7 protein-coding genes are annotated in these 7424 nt (G+C 46.7%); 2 read left to right on the forward strand and 5 right to left on the reverse strand.

Annotation, left to right across the window (positions count from 1 at the left end; genetic code table 11):
- Positions 1 to 54: 54 nt before the first annotated feature.
- Complete coding sequence (locus tag V2H45_RS23365) at positions 55 to 348, forward strand: nuclease A inhibitor family protein (RefSeq protein WP_330486099.1); 294 nt, start codon at positions 55 to 57, stop codon at positions 346 to 348.
- Positions 349 to 372: 24 nt separating this feature from the next.
- Here V2H45_RS23365 and V2H45_RS23370 read toward each other — a convergent pair whose 3' ends face one another.
- The 3 genes from V2H45_RS23370 to V2H45_RS23380 form a co-directional block, all read right to left on the reverse strand.
- The gene (locus V2H45_RS23370) at positions 373 to 570 is read right to left on the reverse strand and encodes a hypothetical protein (RefSeq protein ID WP_330486100.1); all 198 of its coding nucleotides are present in this window, start codon (positions 568 to 570) and stop codon (positions 373 to 375) included.
- A 101-nt stretch (positions 571 to 671) separates the two neighbouring features.
- Entirely contained in the window at positions 672 to 950 is a 279-nt protein-coding gene (locus V2H45_RS23375) for a BrnA antitoxin family protein (protein WP_408648884.1), read from the reverse strand.
- Positions 913 to 1191, reverse strand: coding sequence for a BrnT family toxin (locus V2H45_RS23380; RefSeq protein WP_330486102.1), 279 nt, complete (start codon positions 1189 to 1191; stop codon positions 913 to 915). Before V2H45_RS23380 ends, V2H45_RS23375 begins: the two co-directional genes overlap by 38 nt.
- A gap of 187 nt (positions 1192 to 1378) precedes the next feature.
- Between V2H45_RS23380 and carB the strand changes: the two genes are divergently transcribed.
- Positions 1379 to 4639: a carbamoyl-phosphate synthase large subunit gene (gene carB / locus V2H45_RS23385; protein ID WP_330486103.1), complete on the forward strand. Its 3261-nt coding sequence runs from the start codon at positions 1379 to 1381 to the stop codon at positions 4637 to 4639.
- 152 nt (positions 4640 to 4791) lie between these two features.
- Here carB and V2H45_RS23390 read toward each other — a convergent pair whose 3' ends face one another.
- Together V2H45_RS23390 and V2H45_RS23395 are read right to left on the reverse strand one after the other, a co-directional pair.
- A complete protein-coding gene (locus tag V2H45_RS23390) occupies positions 4792 to 6102 on the reverse strand; it encodes a leucine-rich repeat domain-containing protein (protein WP_330486104.1) in 1311 nt (436 codons plus the stop codon).
- A gap of 1 nt (position 6103) precedes the next feature.
- On the reverse strand, positions 6104 to 7270 hold the full coding sequence (locus V2H45_RS23395) for a homocysteine biosynthesis protein (RefSeq protein WP_330486105.1): 1167 nt from the start codon (positions 7268 to 7270) through the stop codon (positions 6104 to 6106).
- Positions 7271 to 7424: the final 154 nt, after the last annotated feature.

Below are 7424 nucleotides of genomic sequence, written 5' to 3' on the forward strand. Positions count from 1 at the left end.
TTCCTTTTTTCTTGATTTTTATTCTCTTTTGGGTTCTCATGAATAATGTAGGTTATGTCAGCATCTGCGAGCAAAGAGTTCGTATTGACTTCATTGTTAGAGGCTGTAGGATTTGTTCGCACTTGCCCATTTCAAAAATTTAGTAAAGAAGCGGAGCATTATGAAGGAAATCCCAAAGAAGCCAGTCATTATATAAAGTTAAAACCGATAGATGATTTCCTAGTCAATAATCTGAGCAATCTACGAGAATATGTGGTTGGATGCATGTCTGTTTACTACCTTTACGATGTTGGGCAAACCTCAGATGGTGATTGGGTTGGTGTTCGTACAGTTGCGATATGGACATAAGCATCCATCTTTTTTAGCTAATGATTACGATATACTTCCATGAATCTCAGTACCTGCGAGTATTCCTTCAAGTGGTTCGTATTCATCTTCTAACAGCCAAATTTGGGCTTCCTTATAATGACCGCAGTTTTTGATAAGTCTGTAACCGTCAGCAGGGTCAAAGATATGACAACTTCCAGTTTTATCACCTAACAGCAGCAAAACATAAGGAGGCGACTGCATGGGATCGCCCCAGACTTCAAGAAAACTCCAGTTATCCTTCACTAAATTAAATATGGGTATGCGATGGTAAAAGTATTGAGTGCGATCGCTGCAATACAGGTTTATGCCGATCGCTGAGATTTGTTGTTCTCTATGTATTGACGTAAAACATCATTGATTAGCGTTTTATACGATTCACCCTGCGCCTGAAACCACTGCTTTACATCTGGATCGAGCTGAACTAGGTTGTGCGCTCTTTCTGCTGGAATACGCAACGTTGCCCGTGCAAAAAACTCATCTGTCAGAGGTGGAATATCTGAGTAGTCGATATTCTCTTCTGACCTTGACTCTAAGGCAGCCCAATTAGTACGAGAGGTACTGTTCAAATCGCTTCTGCTCATATCGGTTAGCTCTTCGTGCTGAAATGATTCGGGTAATATTTTCTTTGCGTTCTGTCCAGACTACAACCGCTATCCCAGAACCGAGAAACCCGATTCCAACCCAACGATCTTCGCCATAATCAAAACGATCGTCCAGATCGATTAGAATTTCATCATCAAACATTGGGGGGACATCGGCAAAATCAATCTCATGTTTACGAATGTTTTCAAGATTTTTCGCTTCATCCCACTCAAATTTCATGAAGGATTAGGACACTAAAGATTGGGGCATTTCCCACCATTATCACACATACAGACAAACTTGTTTTGCCCTGCTTTGGAGGTCACCAAAACCGATAACTACAGATTTAGCATCATGGGCTACATATTGCACAATCGCGATGAGGCTATAAAATGAAGTGCGAGTTACCCCAATATAACGAGATTTTATGCCCCGCCGTAACGACATACACAAGATTTTGCTGATTGGGGCTGGTCCGATTGTGATTGGACAAGCCTGTGAGTTTGACTATTCTGGCACTCAAGCCTGTAAAGTTTTGCGTGACGAGGGTTACTACGTGATTTTGGTTAACTCCAACCCCGCCACAATCATGACTGACCCCGCTACCGCCGATCGCACCTATATCGAGCCGATCACCCCCGAAATTGTGGCTCAGATTATCGAAAAAGAGCGTCCCGACGCCATTTTGCCAACAATGGGCGGACAAACTGCCCTCAACACCGCCGTCGCCCTCGCCAAAATGGGAGTCCTAGAAAAATATGGCGTCGAGTTGATTGGTGCTAAGTTACCCGCGATCGAAATGGCAGAAGATCGCAAATTATTTAAAGAGGCAATGGCACGGATCGGCGTCGCGGTTTGCCCTTCTGGTCTGGCGAACACAATGGCAGAAGCCAGAGACATTGCCCATCAGATTGGCAGTTACCCCTTAATCATTCGTCCCGCGTTTACGATGGGTGGTACAGGTGGGGGCATTGCCTACAACCAAGAAGAATTTGAGTTCATTGCCGACTCGGGTTTAGAGGCTAGCCCCAATTCGCAAATTTTGATCGAGCAATCATTGATTGGCTGGAAAGAGTACGAGCTAGAGGTAATGCGCGATCTTGCCGATAATGTCGTAATTATTTGTAGCATTGAAAACATCGATCCCATGGGCATTCACACGGGGGACTCGATTACGGTTGCACCCGCCCAAACCCTGACAGATAAAGAATATCAACGTTTGCGAGACTATTCGATCAAGATCATTCGTGAAATTGGCGTAGAGACGGGCGGCTCGAATATTCAATTTGCGATCAATCCCGAAAATGGTGATGTGGTCGTAATTGAGATGAATCCCCGCGTTTCCCGCAGTTCGGCACTAGCCTCAAAAGCTACGGGATTTCCGATCGCGAAATTTGCCGCCAAATTAGCCGTGGGCTATACGCTCGATGAAATTCCCAATGACATCACCAAAAAGACTCCAGCTAGCTTTGAGCCGACCATTGACTATGTGGTCACTAAAATTCCTCGGTTTGCCTTTGAGAAATTCCCCGGCTCCGAACCGACTCTGACCACCCAAATGAAGTCGGTGGGCGAAGCGATGTCGATCGGTCGTACTTTCCAAGAGTCATTTCAAAAAGCCCTGCGATCGCTGGAAGTTGGGCGGTTTGGCTTTGGGGCCGATCGCGATGAAGAAATGCCGACCCTAGAACATATCAAATCGAGTTTGCGCACGCCTAACCCCGATCGGATTTTTTCAGTACGCCACGGCTTTTTGTCTGGCTTGTCGGTGAAAGCGATCGCCGATCTCACCCATATCGATCCTTGGTTTTTGCAAAAAATGCGCGAAATCGTCGATATAGAGCTAGCCGTTAAGGGGCGCAAGCTCAGCGCGATCCCGCAGGCAGAAATGCGCGAAATTAAGCAACTGGGCTTTAGCGATCGCCAACTTGCCTACCTCACAGGCTCAACCGAGGACGAAGTGCGAACCTATCGCAAGTCCTTAGGCATTATTCCCGTTTACAAGACTGTGGATACCTGTGCGGCTGAGTTTGAAGCCCTCACACCCTATCACTACTCCACCTACGATCAAGAGTCCGAAATCTTGCCCTCGACGCGCCGTAAGGTGATGATTCTCGGTGGTGGCCCCAATCGCATCGGTCAAGGCATCGAATTTGACTACTGTTGTTGTCACACCAGCTATTCATTAAGGGCGCAGGGCTTTGAGACGATCATGGTCAACTCCAACCCTGAGACAGTTTCTACCGATTACGATACCAGCGATCGCCTTTATTTTGAGCCGCTCACCCGTGAGGATGTGCTGAATATCATCGAAGCCGAAAATCCTGAAGGCGTAATCATTCAATTTGGCGGACAAACGCCGTTAAAGCTTGCCGTGCCCTTACAGAAATTCCTCAACAGCTCCGAATCAAAGGTTCAGACAAAGATTTGGGGAACTTCGCCAGATTCGATTGACGCCGCCGAAGATCGGGAGCGATTTGAGGCAATTTGTCAGGAATTGGGGATTTTACAGCCCAATAATGGCTTGGCGCGTTCCTACGAAGAAGCGCTCGTGGTTGCTAAAAGAGTTGGATATCCTGTGGTCGTGCGTCCTAGCTATGTTCTCGGTGGACGTGGTATGGAAGTGGTCTACTCCGATCACGAACTGGAAAGCTACATGTCCAAAGCAATCTTGATCGAGCCAGAGCATCCTATTTTGATCGATCAGTTCCTCGAAGGGGCGATCGAGGTGGATGTCGATGCGATCGCGGATGCTTCGGGCAATGTTGTCATCGGCGGCATTATGGAACATATCGAAGAAGCTGGCATTCACTCGGGTGACTCCGCCTGCTCGATTCCCACCTTCTCTCTCTCTGATACTGTCCTGACCACCATTCGCGAATGGACGGTCAAGCTGGCAAAACGATTGAAGGTAATCGGCTTGATGAATATTCAGTATGCCGTGCAGGTGAGTATCAACAATTCCAAACAGGAAAAGGTATTTATTTTAGAGGCAAATCCTCGCGCTTCCCGAACAGTTCCCTATGTCAGTAAAGCAACGAGCGTACCTCTGGTCAGCTATGCCTCCCAAATCATGGCTGGTGCAACGCTTGCAGAATTGGGATTTACGAAGGAAGTAATTCCCAAACATATTTCAATTAAGGAAGCAGTTCTACCGTTTGCAAAATTTGCGGGTACTGACACGATTTTAGGCCCTGAGATGCGTTCCACTGGCGAAGTCATGGGCATCGACTTGGAATTTGGACGTGCCTTTGCCAAAGCTCAAATCGCCGCAGGTGAGAAGCTGCCGCTGACAGGAACGGTGTTTATCTCGGTCAACGATCGCGATAAAACAGGTATCACTTCTGTTGCCGAAGGCTTTATCGAGCTTGGCTTTAAGGTAATCGCCACCGAGGGAACCTATAAAATTCTGCGTCGCAGTGACATCGAGTGCAAACTAATTCTCAAAGTGCACGAAGGTCGTCCTCACGTTGGAGATGCCATTAAAAATAGCCAGATTCAGCTAATCATCAATTCTCCCAGTGGTGAGGAAGCGAAGGTGGATGGTAAGTTAATTCGTCGCAGTGCGCTTGCCTATAAAATTCCTGTGATTACGACCCTTGCTGGGGCAAAAGCTGCGATCGCGGCGATTCGTTCCTTACAAAATGACACACTGACGGTGAGGGCTTTACAGGACTACACTAACTAAACTCATGTCAGCCCGAACAAGGAAAACCTGAAACCCAATACATGCCGATTCTCTCCCCTAGCTTTCCTTACAAAAGGGGGGAGAATTCACCTTTCTCGATTTTGCAAGGGGGATTCTCTATCGGGTAGGGGATCGAACCCTTTGCTCCCTAATTAAAAGCGACAGATTGACTCTGGTTTAAATGGACAAATTGGAATTGAGTCGGGGCTATTGGTCAGTTCTACGGTAGTTAGCTTAGAGAGATTGCTGACAGCTCCAAGATCGGGAACTATATTCCCGCTTAGATAGAGCGCATTCAGCGCACTTAGACCCGATAAGGCAGAGATATCTGTAATTCTATTGTTTCTCAGATTGAGGTTGGTGAGCTTGGTTAAATTGGTCAGAGGGCTGAGACTGGAAACCTGATTGCCACTGGCATCTAAGCTAACTAATGCCGTGGCGTTTTCTAACGGTGAAAGGTCTTGAATTTGGTTTTGATTGATTTGCAGTCCTGTCAACTTCGTCAACTTACTTAAAGGACTGATATCTTGAATGCTATTGTTATTCAGGCTCAGTCCAGTCAGTTCTGACAGGTTCTCTAACGCACTAACATCGCGAATCTTGTTAAAGCTGAGGTGCAAACTTGTAAGCTTTGTTAGGTTTTGTAGAGGAGTAATATCGGAAATGCGATTTCCGATCGCAGAGAGTGTGGTTAACTCAGTTAAACTTTGTAGAGGACTGACATCAGTAATGCGATTGGAACTGAGTTGAAGCATGTTTAGCTTCGTTAAACCTTGGAGAGAACTCAGATCGCTAATTTGATTTTTGGCAAGACTGAGTTTCTTTAAATTTACCAAACTCTGCAACGAAGCCAAATCGATGACTTGGTTAATATCGAGATTGAGTTCGGTAAGATTTGTCAGACTAGGCAAGGGAAATAGATCGTAGATTTGATTGCTCTCGAGCTTTAGTGAGGTGAGCGCAGTGAGATTTTGTAAGGGACTCAGATCGCTAATTTTATTAAAGCTAAGGTCGAGACTTGTGAGTTTAGTGAGATTTTGTAGAGGTTTTAGATCGCTAATTTGGTTGCGATTTAGATCGAGATAAGTGAGATTGGTCAGACTTTGCAGAGGTCGTAAATCTGTGATGCGGCTGGCACTGAGATTTAGCTCTGTGCGGATTGATAGCTTTTGCTCAGCTTGAATGCAACTGGTGGCTTCCAGCACCTTTAAGACGGCATAGACCGTATTCCAAGTTTCCACCGAGAGATTTTTGCGATCGTTGCACCAATCTTTAAATGTGGTTTTCTCTGTGGGTTTTTCTGTGGGTTTTGTTGGGATTTCTGGCTTCACATCCGTCTGCGCGATCGCTGGGGAGCTAAAAGCCGCCCCCCATATCAAAAAAACTAAAGAACCCAAAGAACTTAAAGTCAGCGACAAAACGCAAGAGATCGAGCGTATTCCCAGATTTGTGTGTGTTTTCATGTTAAAAGCCTCGCGTATCTTGAGGGACAAAGGTGCGATCGCTGGGCAATAACGCCACAGGTTCAGTCAGTGTAAATTTTCCTGCGATAATCCAATCCTTCAAGGTGGTAGCCACTTTTTCGGATAAGTAAATACTGGCGAGAGGAGCGGTTTTGACGGTCGTTCCCTCAATCGTAATCTTACCTGATTTGAGTTGGGCGTAGCTGACCGAGCCAAAGGTAGGGCGCACCCTTCTGGGGATGGAGAAATCAATCACGGGTGCAACCAGATGGTCATCCATGACCGCCGCTCTCGCCACTACCTCCGCATCAATTACGGGAAGCGGCACACCCACACCCAACATGAGCGAAGCCCCATAATTGCGGAAATAGCAGCCTCTCACCCATTCCGCAGTCATTTGTTTGGCATCACCAATCAGCGCTAGGGTAGCAGCGGGCCCAATTGGCGTGCGATTTTCCAGACGTTTTTGTAAAGGGAAATGTTGCGTTCCTTCCCAAGCAATATAACCAATTCCACCGCCCATAAAGATTTTTGTGCCAATGCCAATGAGCTGAAGATCGGGGTCGTTCCACAGTGGAGAGATTGCCCCAGGATTGGAGTAAACCGCATTGGCTAAACGGGGTTGTAAGGGGCCTAAGTAGGTATAAAGCGTATTTTCGCCACCATTCACTCCCACGATAAAGTTTTGGTAGAGATTGCGTGGGTTAAATAAATAGAACTGGTTAATACTATCCTTGGTAATGGTGGTCTCAAATGAGGCTTTGGGATAGCAGTCATTGGGATGCCCGATCGCTCGCAGCGATACTTCTTTGCCAGCGATTAGATCGGCGATCGCATGACCACCTCCACGATTGAGTGCGACATCATCACTTAGATCGGCTTCTTGGGTTGCGCCTAAATATAGATCGACTGCACCAAACCCAGCGTAGGCAGGAACCCCATCAATCCAGCAAGAGCGAATTTTAATCGGTGGATCGGTATGCCCTAAGTTGAGGATCGCTCCCGAAGATTCCATCGGTTCAAACGTACCCGTGGTAATCACATCGACTTGTTTGGCAGCTTGTTTGACCCCAACCTCGGCAACGAGGGCTTTAAGTTCGGTAGCCGTGAGCACTTTGGCAGTCTGTGCGACAATCTTGGCATTGATATCAGCGATCGTTTGGGGCATAGAGATAAAGGGTTATGAGTTATCGGTAAAAGGTTATCGGTTATCGGTAAAAGAGTAATTGGTTAGCGACATTTATGGGAATTAACATTTGAACTGACCACTGACCACTGACCACTGACCACTGACCACTGACCACTGACCACTGACCACTGAC

This window comes from Tumidithrix elongata BACA0141 (assembly GCF_036349135.1).
GTDB classification, from domain to species: domain Bacteria; phylum Cyanobacteriota; class Cyanobacteriia; order Pseudanabaenales; family Pseudanabaenaceae; genus Tumidithrix; species Tumidithrix elongata.